Source organism: Streptomyces monticola, from assembly GCF_042665355.1.
Taxonomy (GTDB): domain Bacteria; phylum Actinomycetota; class Actinomycetes; order Streptomycetales; family Streptomycetaceae; genus Streptomyces; species Streptomyces monticola.
On record NZ_JBHTCF010000005.1, the window covers coordinates 187,787 to 203,753 of the forward strand.

General features: G+C 71.9%; 12 protein-coding genes. 8 read left to right on the forward strand and 4 right to left on the reverse strand.

Annotated elements, in window-relative coordinates; genetic code table 11:
* Positions 1-47 precede the first annotated feature (47 nt).
* The 5 genes from iolC to mmsA all read left to right on the forward strand — a co-directional run bounded on the left by iolC (position 48) and on the right by mmsA (position 6,449).
* The gene (iolC, locus tag ACFQVC_RS14545) at positions 48-1,055 is read left to right on the forward strand and encodes a 5-dehydro-2-deoxygluconokinase (protein WP_465270593.1); all 1,008 of its coding nucleotides are present in this window, start codon (positions 48-50) and stop codon (positions 1,053-1,055) included.
* Positions 1,052-1,948, forward strand: a complete 897-nt coding sequence (locus ACFQVC_RS14550) for a Cgl0159 family (beta/alpha)8-fold protein (protein ID WP_381830799.1) — start codon at positions 1,052-1,054, stop codon at positions 1,946-1,948. The genes iolC and ACFQVC_RS14550 overlap by 4 nt, the downstream gene beginning before the upstream one ends.
* Positions 1,949-2,096: 148 nt before the next feature.
* Entirely contained in the window at positions 2,097-2,897 is an 801-nt protein-coding gene (gene iolB, locus ACFQVC_RS14555; protein WP_381830800.1) for a 5-deoxy-glucuronate isomerase, read from the forward strand.
* A 110-nt stretch (positions 2,898-3,007) separates the two neighbouring features.
* A complete protein-coding gene (gene iolD / locus ACFQVC_RS14560) occupies positions 3,008-4,876 on the forward strand; it encodes a 3D-(3,5/4)-trihydroxycyclohexane-1,2-dione acylhydrolase (decyclizing) (RefSeq protein WP_381830801.1) in 1,869 nt (622 codons plus the stop codon).
* A gap of 70 nt (positions 4,877-4,946) precedes the next feature.
* Positions 4,947-6,449 (forward strand): CoA-acylating methylmalonate-semialdehyde dehydrogenase, encoded by a 1,503-nt coding sequence (mmsA, locus tag ACFQVC_RS14565; RefSeq protein ID WP_381830802.1) that lies wholly within the window; start codon positions 4,947-4,949, stop codon positions 6,447-6,449.
* Between the two features lie 24 nt (positions 6,450-6,473).
* Here mmsA and ACFQVC_RS14570 read toward each other — a convergent pair whose 3' ends face one another.
* Complete coding sequence (locus ACFQVC_RS14570) at positions 6,474-6,926, reverse strand: GNAT family N-acetyltransferase (RefSeq protein WP_381830803.1); 453 nt, start codon at positions 6,924-6,926, stop codon at positions 6,474-6,476.
* Between the two features lie 117 nt (positions 6,927-7,043).
* Here ACFQVC_RS14570 and ACFQVC_RS14575 point away from each other — a divergent pair, with 117 nt between their 5' ends.
* From ACFQVC_RS14575 to ACFQVC_RS14585, 3 genes are all read left to right on the forward strand, one after another.
* The gene (locus tag ACFQVC_RS14575) at positions 7,044-9,698 is read left to right on the forward strand and encodes an alpha/beta fold hydrolase (RefSeq protein WP_381830804.1); all 2,655 of its coding nucleotides are present in this window, start codon (positions 7,044-7,046) and stop codon (positions 9,696-9,698) included.
* Positions 9,695-10,552, forward strand: coding sequence for an ABC transporter permease (locus tag ACFQVC_RS14580; protein WP_381830805.1), 858 nt, complete (start codon positions 9,695-9,697; stop codon positions 10,550-10,552). The genes ACFQVC_RS14575 and ACFQVC_RS14580 overlap by 4 nt, the downstream gene beginning before the upstream one ends.
* 126 nt (positions 10,553-10,678) lie before the next feature.
* Positions 10,679-12,349, forward strand: coding sequence for an arabinofuranosyltransferase AftB family protein (locus tag ACFQVC_RS14585; RefSeq protein ID WP_381830806.1), 1,671 nt, complete (start codon positions 10,679-10,681; stop codon positions 12,347-12,349).
* Positions 12,350-12,410: 61 nt separating this feature from the next.
* On the opposite strand, the gene ACFQVC_RS14590 is transcribed toward ACFQVC_RS14585, so the two are convergent.
* From ACFQVC_RS14590 to ACFQVC_RS14600, 3 genes are all read right to left on the reverse strand, one after another.
* Positions 12,411-14,108, reverse strand: coding sequence for a vWA domain-containing protein (locus ACFQVC_RS14590; protein WP_381830807.1), 1,698 nt, complete (start codon positions 14,106-14,108; stop codon positions 12,411-12,413).
* A 135-nt stretch (positions 14,109-14,243) separates the two neighbouring features.
* Positions 14,244-15,461, reverse strand: coding sequence for an acyl-CoA dehydrogenase family protein (locus ACFQVC_RS14595; RefSeq protein ID WP_381830808.1), 1,218 nt, complete (start codon positions 15,459-15,461; stop codon positions 14,244-14,246).
* 7 nt (positions 15,462-15,468) lie between these two features.
* Positions 15,469-15,936 (reverse strand): SCP2 sterol-binding domain-containing protein, encoded by a 468-nt coding sequence (locus ACFQVC_RS14600; protein ID WP_381830809.1) that lies wholly within the window; start codon positions 15,934-15,936, stop codon positions 15,469-15,471.
* Positions 15,937-15,967: the final 31 nt, after the last annotated feature.

The following is a 15,967-nucleotide window of genomic DNA, read 5'->3' on the forward strand; positions in this document are numbered from 1 at the left end:
GGGCGGGGCTAGACCTGGGGACAGCGCCGACGGAAGGGGCATCGAGGGTGACGAACCACCCGTACGACGTCATCACCATGGGCAGGATCGGCGTCGACGTATATCCGCTGCAGAGCGGGGTGTCGCTGGCCGAGGTCGAGACGTTCGGGAAGTTCCTCGGCGGTTCGCCCGCCAACGTCGCCGTCGCCGCCGCCCGGCTCGGCCGCCGCACGGCTGTGATCACCCGTACCGGCGAGGATCCCTTCGGGGAGTATCTGCACCGGGCGCTGCGGGAGTTCGGGGTCGACGACCGCTGGGTGACACCGGTCGCGGGACTGCCGACACCGGTCACCTTCTGCGAGATCTTCCCGCCCGACGACTTCCCGCTGTACTTCTACCGGCAGCCCAAGGCGCCCGATCTCGTGATCCACGCCGATGAGTTGGACCTCGACGCCATCCGTACGGCACGGATCTTCTGGACGACCGGGACCGGGCTCAGCGAGGAGCCCAGCCGCTCGGCCACTTTCACCGCCCTTGAGGCGCGCGCCAAGTCCGGGCTCGCCACCGTCTTCGACCTCGACTGGCGGCCCATGTTCTGGAAGGACGGGGTCACGGTGGCGGGGGACGGGTCCGTGCCGGAGGGGGCGGGCGGCCCGGCTGCCGCGCGGGCCTTCTACGAGCGTGCCCTCGCCCACGCCACCGTCGCCGTCGGCAATCTCGACGAGTGCGAGGTCGCCACCGGGGAGCGCGAGCCGGGTGCCGCCGCCCGCGCGCTGCTCGCCACCGGCGTCGAGCTCGCCGTCGTCAAGCAGGGCCCGAAGGGCGTGCTCGCCATGACCAGGGACGGTGCGAGCGCGGAGGTCCCGCCGGTGCCCGTCGACGTCGTCAACGGCCTGGGCGCCGGGGACGCGTTCGGCGGCGCCCTGTGCCACGGACTGCTCTGCGGCTGGGAGTTGGAGCGGACGATGCGGTACGCGAACGCCGCCGGGGCCCTCGTCGCCTCCCGGCTCGCCTGTTCGTCCGCGATGCCGTACCCGGGTGAAGTGGACACCGTCGTCCGGGAGGGCCGCGCATGAAGGCCCCCGTGGTGATCGACCCCGCCGACCTCGCCCGCACCCGCGCCCGGCACCCCGAGGCGGTCGCCGAGGCGGCCGCGGCACGGGCGCGCAGACCGCTGCTCGGGCCCGGCGGACGGCTGATGATCGTGGCCGCCGACCATCCGGCGCGCGGTGCGCTCGGCGTGGGGGAGCGGCGGTACGCCATGGCCAACCGGCTCGACCTGCTCGAGCGGCTCTGCCTCGCCCTGTCACGGCCCGGCGTTGACGGCGTGCTCGCCAGCGCCGATGTCCTGGACGATCTGCTGCTGCTCGGCGCCCTCGACGGCAAGGTCGTGATGGGCTCCATGAACCGTGGCGGCCTCGCCGGTTCCGTCTTCGAGCTCGACGACCGCTTCACCGGGTACCGCGCCAGTGATCTGCGGCGGCTCGGCTTCGACGCGGGCAAGCTGCTGCTCCGTATCGACCACGACGACCCGGCGTCGCTCACCACCCTGCACACCGCCGCCCGTGCTGTCGACGAGATGGCCGAGGCCCAACTACCCGTGTTCATCGAGCCGTTCCTGTCCCGTCGGGTGGACGGACAGCTGCGCAACGACCTGAGTCCCGAGGCCGTCGCCACGGCGATCGCCATCGCCTCCGGGCTCGCCGGCACCTCCGCGTACACCTGGCTGAAGGTCCCCGTCGCCGACGACCCGGACGGCACGGCCCGCGCCCTGGAGGCCTCCACGCTGCCCGCGGTGCTCCTCGGCGGTGATGTGCACGGGCGGCGCCCGGACGAGACGTACGAGAAATGGCGCAAGGCGCTCCGCCTGCCGACGGTCCAAGGGCTCGTCGTGGGACGTTCGTTGCTCTACCCGGCGGACGACGACGTGGCGGCGGCCGTGGACACGGCGGTATCGCTGCTTCAGTGAGCCCTTGTGACCATGGGAGGCGCCGCGAGCACGGCACCGAGAGCACGGCACCGAAGCACCGAGAGCACCGAGAGCACCGCACCGAGAGCACCGAGAGCACCGCACCGAGAGCACCGCACCGAGAGCACCGCACCGAGAGGGAGACGTGATGCACGTACCGGCGGGCACCGCGGCAAGCGGTCCGTACGCCCTGGACATCGATCCCAAGAGGGCCGGATGGGGCTATTCGAGCCTGCGTGTCCTCGAACTCGGCGCCGGCGGCAGCCACACTCTCGCCACCGGGGACAGCGAGTGGATCGTGCTTCCGCTGAATGGTGGCTGTACGGTGCACGCGGACGGCGTGTTCATCGAACTCACCGGCAGGGAAAGCGTGTTCAGCGGGGTGAGCGACTTCGCCTACGTGCCACGCGACACCCATGCACAGATCGCCTCCGGCGTGGGAGGCCGCTTCGCCCTGGCAGGAGCGAAGTGCGAGCGCAGACTCCCCGCCCGCTACGGCCCCGCGCCGGAGGTTCCCGTCGAGCGGCGCGGCAGCGGCAACTGCGCCCGCGAAGTGCACAACTTCGCGGCCGCCGGTGCCTTCGAGTGCGAGCGCCTGATCGCCGTCGAGGTCCTCACCCCCGGCGGCAACTGGTCGTCGTATCCGCCGCACAAGCACGACGAGGAACGGCCGGGCGAGGAGACGGAGCTCGAGGAGATCTACTACTTCGAGATCGAAGGGCCGAACGCCCTCGGCTATCAGCGGATCACCCCCTCGCGCCCCGGCGGCACCGAGCTGCTCGCCGAAGTGCGCGGCGGTGACGCGGTGTTGGTGCCCGACGGCTGGCACGGCCCGTCCATCGCCCAGCCGGGGCACACCATGTACTACCTGAACGTGATGGCGGGACCGGGCGCCGAACGCGACTGGAAGATCCGCTTCCACCCCGAGCACGCGGAGGGGTACCGATGATCCCGCTCACCGTCGCGCCCCCGGAGGGGTACCGATGATCCCGCTCACCGTCGCGCACCCGGAGGGGTACCGATGATCCCGCTCACCGTCGCGCACCCGGAGGGATACCGATGACCCGGCTCACCGTCGCCCAGGCGCTCGTCCGCTTTCTCGCCGCCCAGTACACCGAGCGCGACGGCACCCGGCACCGGCTGATCGATGCCTGCTGGGGCATCTTCGGGCACGGCAACGTCGCCGGTATCGGCCAGGCGCTCGTCGAGTACGGCGACTCCATGCCGTACCACCAGGGCCGCAACGAACAGGCCATGGTGCACGCGGCCGTCGGTTACGCCCGCCAGCGGACCCGCCTCTCCACCCAGGCCGTCACGACGTCCATCGGACCCGGCGCCACCAACCTCACCACCGGCGCCGCGCTCGCGACCGTCAACCGGCTGCCCGTGCTGCTCCTGCCGGGCGACACCTTCGCGACCCGGCCCGCGGACCCCGTGCTCCAGCAGCTCGAAGTCCCGTACGCGGGCGATGTGTCCGTGAACGACTGTCTGCGCCCGGTCTCCCGCTACTTCGACCGGATCGCCCGGGCCGAGGCGCTGATCCCGGCCGCGCTGCAGGCGATGCGGGTGCTCACCGACCCGGTGGACACCGGCGCCGTCACGCTCGCCCTGCCGCAGGACGTACAGGCGGAAAGCTTTGACTGGCCGGAGGAGTTCTTCGCCCAGCGGATCTGGCCGGTACGGCGGCCGGCGCCCGACCCCCGTGAACTCGCCGCCGCCGCACAGGCGGTGCGGCAGGCACGCCGGCCGCTGATCGTCGCCGGCGGCGGGGTGCACCACAGCGCCGCCGAGGACGCGCTGCGGACCCTCGCGGACGCCACCGGCATTCCGGTCGCCTCGACCCAGGCGGGCAAGGGCTCGCTGCGCTTCGACCACCCCGCGGACGTCGGCGGCATCGGCCACACCGGCACCGCGACCGCCGGTGAACTGGGCCGCACCGCCGACCTGGTGATCGGTGCGGGCACCCGCTGGTCGGACTTCACCACCGCGTCGAGCACCCTGTTCGCCGCGCCCGGCGTCCGCTTCCTCAACCTCAACATCGCCCCGTCCGACGGCCACAAGATGGCCGGGCAGACCCTGATCGCCGATGCCCGCGCGGCACTTGAGGCGCTCACCGAGGAGCTCGCGGGCCATCGCGTCGAGGCGTCCTACGTCACCGAGTACACCGAGGACAAGGAGCGCTGGGAGCACCGCGTCGACGCGGCCTTCACCGCCGAGGACGAGCTGCTTCGCCCCACCCAGGCGCAGGTGCTCGGCGCCCTCGACGCACTGACCGGCGACGACGACGTACTGATCAACGCGGCCGGTTCGCTCCCCGGCGATCTGCACAAGCTGTGGCGGGCGAAGTCGCCGAAGCAGTACCACGTCGAGTACGGCTACTCCTGCATGGGCTACGAGATCCCGGCCGCGATCGGGGTCAAGCTCGCCGACCCGGGGCTGCACGTGTGGGCCCTGGTCGGCGACGGCACGTATCTGATGATGCCCACCGAGATCGTCACGGCCGTACAGGAAGGGATCGCGATCAAGGTCGTGATCCTGCAGAACCACGGGTACGCGTCCATCGGCGGGCTCTCGGAGTCCGTGGGCGGCGAACGGTTCGGCACCGCCTACCGCTTCCGGGCACCCGACGGGACGTACACGGCGGACCCGCTGCCCGTCGACCTCGCCGCCAACGCGGCCTCGCTCGGGATGCGGGTGCTGCGTGCGAAAACGGTGCGTGACCTGCGCGAAGCGCTCTCCGAAGCACGGCAGGCGGACGTTCCCACATGTGTCTATGTGGAGACGGAAACGGCAGACACAGTGTCCGGCGTGCCACCCGCACAGGCGTGGTGGGATGTTCCGGTGGCCGAGACCGCGAGCCGCCCGGCGGCGGTCAAGGCCCGTGAGGAGTACGACAGGCAGGCACGGGCACGCCGCCGCCACCTGTAGCGGGCGGGCCCGGCCGTGGGAGGCCGGGCCGCGCCGCCATCTGTGAGGAACCGCGAGGGAGCTGTACGCCATGACGAAGACCGTTCACCACTGGATCGGCGGCAAGAGCGTCGAGGGCACGTCGGGGAATTCGGGTCCCGTCACCGACCCGGCCACCGGCGCCGTCACCACCCGGGTCGACTTCGCCTCGGCCGACGAGGTGGACGCGGCGGTGGCCGCGGCCAAGGCGGCGTACGCGACCTGGGGCCAGTCGTCGCTCGCGCAGCGCACCTCGGTCCTCTTCAAGTTCCGCGCCCTGCTCGACGCGCACCGTGACGACATCGCCGAGCTGATCACCGCCGAGCACGGCAAGGTGCACTCGGACGCGCTCGGCGAGGTGGCCCGCGGTCTGGAGATCGTCGACCTGGCCTGCGGGATCACCGTGCAGCTCAAGGGCGAGCTGTCGACGTCGGTGTCCAGCCGTGTGGACGTCGCCTCGATCCGGCAGCCGCTCGGTGTGGTGGCGGGCATCACGCCGTTCAACTTCCCGGCGATGGTGCCGATGTGGATGTTCCCGCTCGCCATCGCGTGCGGAAACACCTTTGTGCTCAAGCCCAGCGAGAAGGACCCGTCGGCATCGCTCAAGATCGCCGAACTGCTCGCGGACGCGGGTCTTCCGGACGGTGTCTTCAATGTCGTCCACGGCGACAAGGTGGCGGTGGACCGCCTCCTGGAGCACCCGGACGTGGCGGCCGTCTCCTTCGTCGGCTCCACCCCCATCGCCCGCCATATCCACACCACCGCTTCCGCCAACGGCAAGCGCGTGCAGGCGCTCGGCGGCGCCAAGAACCACATGCTGGTGCTTCCGGACGCCGACCTGGACGCGGCCGCGGACGCCGCGGTGTCGGCGGCCTACGGCTCGGCCGGTGAGCGCTGTATGGCGATCTCCGCGGTGGTCGCGGTGGGCGAGGTCGGTGACGAGCTGGTCGCGAAGATCCGCGAGCGCGCCGAGAAGATCAAGATCGGTCCGGGCAACGACCCGGCGTCCGAGATGGGCCCGCTGATCACCGCCGCGCACCGCGACAAGGTCGCGTCGTATGTGAAGGGCGCCGCCGAGCAGGGCTGCGGGGTCGTCCTCGACGGCACCGGTTACACGGTGGAGGGCCACGAGAACGGCCACTGGATCGGCCTGTCCCTGCTCGACCGCGTCCCGGTGACGGCCGACGCGTACCAGGACGAGATCTTCGGCCCGGTCCTGTGCGTGCTCCGCGCGGAGACCTACGAGGAGGGCATCGCGCTCATCAACGCCTCGCCGTACGGCAACGGCACCGCGATCTTCACCCGCGACGGCGGCGCGGCCCGTCGCTTCCAGCTGGAGGTCGAGGCCGGCATGGTCGGCGTGAACGTGCCGATCCCGGTGCCCGTGGGCTACCACTCCTTCGGGGGCTGGAAGGACTCGCTCTTCGGCGACCACCACATCTACGGCAACGACGGCACGCACTTCTACACCCGCGGCAAGGTCGTCACGACCCGCTGGCCCGACCCGTCGGAGTCCCCGGCGGGCGTGGACCTCGGGTTCCCGCGCAACCACTGACGGTCGGTGCGAGGCCGCTGACGGTCACCCGGCGGGTGCGCGGAACTCCCAGGTGAGGATCGCGCACCCGACGCCCCCGTCATCGTCTCTGGCCCCCGTCGACCGGTACGCCGCAAGGGCCGCATCGTTGTCCAGGTCCACGCCGACCCACATGTCGTAGCAGCCGAGCTCCTTCGAGAGCGTCACGAGCTCCGAGATCAGGGCGCGCGCGATGCCGCGGCGGCGGTAGGGACCGGCGACGCCGAGTTCGTACAGACACATCTCGACGCCTTTGTCCGGATGCAGCATCTCGATGCCCGTGATGAATCCCACGGCGGCGCCGTCGGCGTGGGCGAGGAACAGATGGTGGCCGGGCGCGGCCAGGAAGCGGCGGGCCCACTCCTCGCGGGCCGGAGAGTCGAAGAGAGGGCCGGCCGCGAGCAGCTCGGCCACCGTGGTGGCACGCCGGATCGAGTGGGGCGACGGCTCGGGTGGCATGAGGAGTTCGTACCACGGACGCGGTATGCCGGGCCCCCGCCGTACGCCCCGGGGAGGTGGTGAGGTTCCCCCTGCCGGTTGCTTCGGACGTAATAGACCGCCCGTACGGTTGAGCGTATGAATCGCCGAGATACGTCAGGGCCCGGTCTCCTGGCCCGACTGCGCGGACGGCGGCTGCTCGCGACGGTGGCCGCCGTCGCCGTGCTTGCCGGGGCCGGCACCTGGACGGCCGTCGCCGCCGACGACGAGCCCGCCGTGCACCGCGAGGACCAGGCGCTGTCCATGGGGGGCGGGGTGCGCATCGACACCTCGTACTACACCGCGGGCAGCGCATCCGAGAAGCGGCCTGCCGTGCTCATCGGGCACGGCTTCGGCGGCAGCAAGAACGATGTACGGGCGCAGGCCGAGAAGCTCGCCGCGAACGGCTATGCCGTCCTCGCCTGGTCCGCCCGTGGCTTCGGCAAGTCCGGCGGGAAGATCGGCCTCAACGACCCCAAGGCCGAGGTCGCGGACGCATCCCGGCTCATCGACTGGCTCGCGAAGCGGCCCGAGGTGCGCCTCGACGCGGACGGCGACCCGCGCGTGGGCGTCACCGGCGCCTCCTACGGCGGTGCGGTCTCGCTGCTCGCCGCCGGCTACGACAAGCGCGTGGACGCCATCGCCCCGCAGATCACCTACTGGAACCTCGCCGACGCCCTGTTCCCGAACGGGGTGTTCAAGAAGCTCTGGGCCGGGATGTTCCTGTCCACCGGCGGCGGCTGTGAGCGCTTCGAGCCGCAGCTGTGCGAGATGTACAACCGCGTCGCCGTCGCCGGGAAGCCGGACGACAAGGCCCGTAAGCTCCTTGAGGCCCGCAGCCCCTCGGCCGTCGGCGACCGGATCAAGGTGCCGACCCTGATCATGCAGGGCCAGACCGACTCGCTGTTCCCGCTCAGCAACGCCGACGAGATGGCCAAGGCCATCGGCGACAACGGCGCTCCGGTCGCCGTCGACTGGATCTCCGGCGGCCACGACGGCGGCAACATGGAGGTCGGCCGGATCGCGGACCGCGTGGGCAGCTGGTTCGACCGGTATCTGAAGGACGACAAGTCCACGGACACCGGCCCCGCCTTCCGGGTCACCCGCACCGGAGGCGTCGACTCCACCGACGGCCGCACCCAGCTGCGCGGCGCCACCGACGCCGAGTACCCAGGACTCGACAGCGGCCGCCGCGGTATCGCCCTGCGCGGCGGCACCGAGTCCTTCGAGAATCCGGCCGGTTCGAGCCCGCCCGCGATCTCCACGGTGCCCGGCCTCGGCGGCAATATGAGCCAGCTCTCCTCGCTCGGCCTCGGCGGCCTCTCGGTCGACTTCCCCGGCCAGTTCGCCGCCTTCGACTCGGCGCCTCTTGAGCAGGATCTGCGGATCACCGGCTCGCCCGCGGCCAAGGTGCATGTGAAGTCGGACAGCGAGGATGCGGTGCTCTTCGCGAAGGTCTACGACGTCGGGCCCGACGGCCGGCAGCAGACCCTGCCCTCGCAGCTCGTCACGCCGCTGCGCGTCGAGGGCGCCGACAAGGGCAAGGACGTCGAACTCACCCTGCCCGCCATCGACCACGAGGTACGGGCCGGGCACCGGCTGCGCCTCGCCGTGTCCTCCACGGACCTCGGCTACGCCTCGCCGGCCGAGCCCGCCAAGTACACCGTGACCCTCCAGGACGAGCTGCAGGTGCCCGTGGTGCCGGAGCTGAAGACCGAGTCCGCGGCGCTGCCCGCCTGGGTGTGGTGGCTGCCGCTCGGCGCGGCCGCGGTGGCGGCCGGGCTGCTCGTGACGGCCAGGCGCCGCACGACACCGCCCGCGCCGGACCCGGCACTGGCGGAAGTGCCGCTCCAGATCAGCGACTTGAGCAAGAAGTACGCCAAGAAGTCGGAGCGGTACGCGGTCCGCGATCTCACCTTCCGGGTCGAGAAGGGCCAGGTGCTCGGTCTGCTCGGCCCCAACGGCGCGGGCAAGACCACCACGCTGCGCATGCTGATGGGCCTGATCACCCCCGACGGCGGCGAGATCCGGGTCTTCGGGCACGCCATCCGCCCGGGCGCCCCGGTCCTGTCCCGGGTCGGCGCGTTCGTGGAGGGCGCGGGCTTCCTGCCGCATCTCTCCGGCCGCGAGAACCTGGAGCTGTACTGGCAGGCGACGGGCCGCCCCGCCGAAGACGCCCATATCGAGGAGGCGTTGGAGATCGCGGGCCTCGGCGACGCGCTCGCCCGCGCCGTGCGCACCTACTCCCAGGGCATGCGCCAGCGCCTCGCCATCGCCCAGGCCATGCTCGGCCTGCCGGATCTGCTGATCCTCGACGAGCCCACCAACGGCCTCGACCCGCCACAGATCCGCGAGATGCGCGAGGTCCTGATCCGGTACGCGGCCCAGGGGCGCACGGTCATCGTCTCCAGCCATCTGCTGGCCGAGGTCGAGCAGTCCTGTACGCACCTGGTGGTCATGGACCGCGGGCGCCTCGTACAGGCGGGTCCGGTCGCCGAGATCGTCGGCTCGGGCGAAACGCTGCTCGTGAGCACCGAAAGGGAGCTGGAGGCAGCCCTGGTCGAGAAGATCGACTCCCTGGCGGGAGTGGCCTCGGCCGCCCCCGCCGAGGGCGGTGTGCTCGTACGCCTTGAAGGGGCCTCGGTCGCCGGACTGCTCGCGGAACTCCTCCGCCTCGAAGTCCCGGTCACCGGCGTGGGCCCGCACCGAAGGCTCGAGGACGCCTTCCTGACCCTGATCGGAGGGACGGCATGAGCGCCGTAGCGGACACGGCTCCCGGCTATCGGGCCGGGCGCACCCTGCCCCTGCGCGTCGAGCTCATCCGCCAGCTCAAGCGCCGCCGCACGATGGTGATGGGCGCGGTCCTGGCCGTCCTGCCCCTCGTCCTGGTCGCGGCCTTCGCGATCGGCGGCACCCCGGAGGCGAACGCGGAGCGCGGCGCGACGCTGATGCAGACGGCGACGGCGTCGGGCGCGAACTTCGCGGCGACCTGTCTGTTCGTCTCGGCGGGCTTCCTGCTGGTGGTCCCGGTGGCGTTGTTCTGCGGCGACACGGTGGCGTCCGAGGCGAGCTGGTCGTCGCTGCGGTATCTGCTCGCGGCGCCCGTGCCCCGGGCCCGGCTGCTGTGGAGCAAGCTCGCGGTGGCGCTCGGCCTGAGCGCGGCGGCGATGCTCCTGATGCCCCTGGTGGCGCTCGCCGTGGGCACGGCGGCCTATGGCTGGGGCCCGCTGGAACTCCCGACGGGCGGCGCGCTGCCCGCGGGTGACTCCGCCGGGCGGCTCCTGGTCGTGGTGGCGTATGTCTTCGCGTCCCAACTGGTCACGGCGGGCCTGGCGTTCTGGCTCTCCACGAAGACCGACGCACCGCTCGGCGCGGTCGGCGGTGCGGTCGGCCTGACCATCGTCGGCAACGTCCTGGACGCGGTCACGGCCCTGGGCGGCTGGCGCGACGTGCTGCCCGCGCACTGGCAGTTCGCCTGGATCGACGCCCTGCAGCCCACGCCCGAGTGGGGCGGCATGATCCAGGGCACGGCGGTCTCGGTGACATACGCGGTGGTGCTCATCGCCCTCGCGTTCCGCGGGTTCGCGCGCAAGGACATCGTGAGCTGAGGCTCCGGGGCTCCGGGGCTCCGGGGCTCTCGGGGCTCCGGGGTTCCGCCTGCGACGTCGTCCGTTCGGCCCACAGTCCGGTGTGGCCCGACCGGACGCCGCCGCGGGGCGGGCCAGTGTGCAGGCATGGCAACGACGTACCAGCGCACCTCCGTGGACTTCGGCCCGACCCGGCGCACGATCCGGCCACGGCAACGGCGGTTGCTGCTCTGCCTCCTGCCCGCCGTGGTGATCCTGGTCGCCGGTTACCAGCGCCGCTGGATGTCCGACGACGGCCATATCTATGTGCGCACGGTGCGCCAGATCCTCGCGGGCAACGGGCCCGTCTTCAATCCGGGCGAGCGCGCCGAGTCCTCCACCGGCACCCTGTGGCAGTGGCTGCTCGTCGCCGCCGGAGCGCCCGGCACCGATATCGCGAGCGCCGCGGTGTACGGCGGGCTGCTGCTCACGGCCGCCGGGTTCGCCCTCGCCGCACTCGGCTGCCTCCGCCTCTACGGCACCTCGACCGCGCTGCCCCTCGGCGGTCTGGTGCTGCTCGCGCTGCCGCCCGTCTGGGACTTCGCCACCTCCGGCCTGGAGACCGGGCTCGCCACCTGCTGGCTGGCCGGCGCCTGGCTGCTCCTCGTGACCGCGCCCACCTCCGCCTGGACGTCCGTCGTCCTCGGCCTCGGCCCGCTGGTACGGCCGGACTTGGGCCTGGTCTCCGCCGTGTTCCTCGGTGCGCAGTGGCTGATGGCGCGGCCCTCACGGCGGAGCGCGCTCGCAGGCCTTGGCGCGGCCGTCGCGCTGCCCGCCGCGTATGAGATCTTCCGGGCCGGCTACTACGGCCATCTGGTGCCGCTGCCCGGTGTCACCAAGGAGGCCTCGCAGAGCCTGTGGGCCCGCGGCTTCACCTATCTCGGTGACTTCGCGGGCCCGTATCTGCTGTGGGTGCCCGCCCTGTTCGTGCTCGCCGCGGTGCTGCCCACCCGCATGGACGGGCCACGGCCGCCGCTGGTCCCCGCGCTCGCACCGGTCGTCGCGGGCCTGCTGTGCTGGGTGTACGTCATCAAGGTGGGCGGCGACTTCATGCACGGCCGGATGCTGCTGCCCGGCCTCTTCCTGATGCTCCTGCCCGTCTTCCTCGTGCCCGCCACCCGCGCCTGGACGATCGCCGTGGCGGGCGTCGGCGTCTGGGCCCTGGTGTGCGCGAGCTGGCTGCGCATCCCCTACGAGGGGCGGCTCGGCCCGCAGGGCATCGCCGACGAACGCGGGGTGTACGTCCATCAGAACGCCGACCCGCACCCCGTGCGCCACACCTTCGCCGGCGCCAACTGGCATGCCTCGTACGCACTCCTGGCCCGTGGCGCCGAACCGGCGAGCCTGCTCCTCGGCCGCACCAAGGTGGCCGCGGGCGCCCCCACCGTCACCGGCGTCCACAACGTCCTCGGCCTGAACGGCACCGCCATCCCGCTGTCCGGCGCCGCCCTCGACCCGATCGGCCTGTCCTACCCCCTGGCCGCCCACTCGCAGCAGGTGCACGGCGGCCGCGTCGGCCACGACAAGCAGCTGCCGGTGGAGTGGATCATCGCCGACCGCGGCGCCGACGAACTCCCGCCGGGTGCCGACCCGTTGAAGGTCGCCGCGGCCCGCAACGCCCTCCGGTGCCCGCCCCTGACCGACCTCCGCACCGCCACCACGGCCCCCCTCACCCCCGCCCGCTTCCTCGACAACCTCACCGGCGCCTGGTCCCGCACGGCCTTCCGCTTCCCGAACGACCCGGTGGAGGCGGAGCGGGAGCTGTGCGGGGGGCAGTAGCCAGCCCCGCCAGCCCCGCCAGCCCCCCCCAGCCCTCAGCCCCGCCAGCCCCTCGGCCCTCTCAGCCCCGCAGCTCCGCCGCCTGCCGCACCGCCCGCGCCAGCTCCCGTACCGCCTGGTCGTCGGAAGTGTCCGCCAACTCGCGCGCACGACCGGACAGTTCGGGCCACGACATCGATCCCGGCAGGCCGCCGGAGCCGCCCACCCCGCCCCCGTACGCCGGCTCGGGATGATCCTCCGCGCAGCGGGAAGAGCTCTCACACGGCTCGTACGTGTGCCGGCCGGCCCCGGAGCGCAGGGCGTCGGCGAAGTACGCCGCGACCGTGGTCACCCGGAACCCGCGGTCCGCACCGGCCCACGCACCCTCCAGGGCCTCCGTCCCGATCCGCTGTGACTCCTCGCGCGGCGCGCGCGTCGACGGGTCGAGCCAGCGCACGGTCGCCGTGGCGGCATGCCCGCCGGTGCCTTCCTTGAGGCGTACGGCATACAGGGCGGTCACCGAGTGTCCGGGGCCGACCTCGCCGCCGTCCACGCGGTCGTCGCGGAAGTCCTCGTCGGCGACCTGCCGGTTGTCGTAGCCGATGAGCCGGAACTGCTCGACCGTGTCCGGGTCGAAGGCGACCTGCGCCTTGGCGTCACGGGCCCGCAGCTCGATATGCGCGGGCAGCTCGTCGCAGAACACCTTGCGGGCCTCGGCGGGGTCGGAGACATACGTGGTGTGCCCGTCGCCCTTGTCCGCGAGCCGTTCCATCAGGGCGTCGCCGTACTCACTGCCCACGCCGACGCCGAAGAGGGTGATGCCGTGCTCGCGGCGGGCGCCGGAGATCCGCTCCAGGATCGCGTCGGCGCTGGTCTCACCGGTGTTGGCGAGCGCGTCGGAGAGCAGCACGACCCGGTTGGTGGCGCCCTGCCTGCGGCTCTCGACCGCCTCGTCGTAGCCGGCGCGGATGCCCGCGTCGAGATTGGTGGAATCGGTGGGGTGAAGGCGGCCGATGGCCTCGTGCACGCGGCGGCGGTCGGCGTCCTCGCCGAGGCGGGTCATGGGCAGCACGGTCTCGGCCTCGTCGCTGAACGTCACGAGCGCCACCGAGTCGTCGGAGCGCAGCTGGTTCGTCATCACGCCGAGCGACTCCTTGACCAGGTCGAGCCGGCCCGGCTCGGACATGGACCCGGAGACATCGATGACGAAGGTCAGGGCGGCGGGCGGGCGTTCACTGTTCTGCGCGCCCTTGGTGGCGAGCCCGACCCGCAGCAGCGACCAGTCACCGCCGACCCGGTCCGCGCCCTCGCCTTGGCCCTCACCCTCGCTCGCGCCTTCTGCGGGGGCCCGCGCCCCGTCCACGGTCACCGAGAAGCCATCGCCCTCGGGCTGCGGATAGTCCTGCCGGAAGCTGTTGACGAACTCCTCGGGCCGCACCGTGGCCGGATCCGGCATCCGCCCCTCCTCCAGGGTGCGGCGCGCGAAGCCGTACGAGGCGGTGTCGACGTCCAGGGCGAAGGTGGAGAGGTAGTCCGGGGGCGCGAACTCCCGTGCGGCGTCCGGCTTCTGCTCGCCCTCGCCGCCCTGCTCGTTGCCGCTCCCCGGCTGGCCGGGCGCGGCGGGCGCCGGGAGCGCGCCTTCGGGGCGGCCCTTGGCGGACGAGTCCGACGCCTGGGTGCCGCCCCCGCCGGTGCAGCCGGTCAGGAGTATGCCGGTGGCGGCGGTCAGCGCCAGCACTCCTTGGCGTATCCGCCGCTTCCTCAGCCCTTCGTGCCCCATCTCGGCCCCCTCCGCTCGCCCGTCAGTTGTGACTGTGACGCGCGAAGGGGGCTTTGGGATCGGTCACTTGGGTTGCGGAAGAATCACACTTCCGCAACCCGGGCGACGTACACGACGGGTGACAGGGCGCGTGCCTCAGCGAATCTGCCGCCCCGAGATGGCACGGGCGATCACCAGACGCTGGATCTCACTGGTGCCCTCGAAGATCGTGTAGATCTTCGCGTCCCGGTACATCCGCTCCACCGGGTGCTCGCGGCTGTAGCCGGCCCCGCCGAGCACCTGGACGGCCTTCTCGCTCGCCGCCACCGCGAGTTCACCGGCCCGCAGTTTCGACATCGAGCCCTGGCCCGCGTCGAAGGTCTTGTCGTTGCGGGCCATCCAGGCGGCCTGCCAGATCAGCAGGCGTACCGCCTCGATCTCGGTGCGCAGATCGGCCAGGGCGAAGGCGATGGACTGGTTCTCGATGATGGGACGGCCGAAGGCCTCGCGGTCCCCGGCGTAGTCGAGCGCGTACTCGTAGGCGGCCCGTGCGATCCCGAGCGCCTGGGCGCCGACCGTGGGCCTGCTCACCTCGAAAGTGGCCATCGCGGCCTGGCCCTTGGCGCCGGTGCCGCCCTCGCGGGCGCGCGCCAGGCGGGCGTCCAGCTTCTCCTTGCCGCCGAGCAGACAGTGCCCCGGCACCCGTACGTCGTCGAGGAAGACATCCGCGGTGTGCGAGGCGCGCAGACCCAGCTTCTTGATCTTCTTGGCGCCTTCGAGGCCCGGGGTGCCGGGCGGCACGATGAACGCGGCCTGGCCGCGCGCGCCGAGTGAGGAGTCGACGGAGGCCACCACGACATGGATGTTCGCGATGCCGCCGTTGGTGATCCAGGCCTTCTGGCCGGTGAGCACCCACTCGTCCTTCGCCTCGTCGTACTTCGCGCGCGTGCGCATCGCCGAGACATCCGAACCCGCCTGCGGCTCGGAGACACAGAACGCCGCGACCTTCGGGTCGTCCTGGTCGCCGAAGCACTGCGGCACCCACTCGGCGAGCTGGTCGGGCGTGCCCGCCGAGAAGATCCCGGCGACCGCGAGCGAGGTGCCGAACAGGGCCATGCCGATCCCGGCGTCACCCCAGAACAGCTCCTCGTTGGCGATCTGCAGGGAGATACCGGTGGGGTCGCCGAACAGATCGGCCAGGGACTCGAATCCGTAGAGGCCGATCTTGGCGGCCTCCTGGATGACGGGCCAGGGTGTCTCCTCGCGCTCGTCCCACTCGGCCGCCGCCGGACGCACCACCTCGGCCGCGAAGCCGTGCACCCAGTCACGCAAGTCCTTTTGTTCCTCGGTCAGTTCGAGGGAGAAACCGGCCATGGGGCCCTCACGCCTTCGGGATGTCGAAGTAGCGGGTGAGCCCGGAGGCGAGCGCGACATCGCCCGCGACCTTGAGCTTGCGCATCATGAACATGGTGACGGGGCTGGCGTTGCCCGAGACCAGCTTGAGGAACTCGGCGTCGCCCATCATCAGCGTGACCCGCGGCTCCGCGTTGCTGCGCCCCTCGCGGACGGTGCAGGTGCCGTCCTGGATGTCGGTCTCGTAGACCGCCTCGCTGACGCCGTCGATCTTCCAGCGGATCAGCGCCTTGAGCGTGCCCGCGGTCTCCGGCTTGAACTGCCGCTCCATGCGCCCGAACACCTCGGTGAGGACGCGGGTGCGCAGGGTCTGGTCCTGCGCGATCTCGTTGATCTCCTTGTTCGAAAGACCCTTCACTATCTTCGCGAACTCTTCGGGGGATACGCCCGCGAAGTCCAGGTCCGCCAGGTTGTCCAGGTTCTCGCTGTCCGCCATGGAAGCCTCCTTACTCGCGAGTAAGCTTACT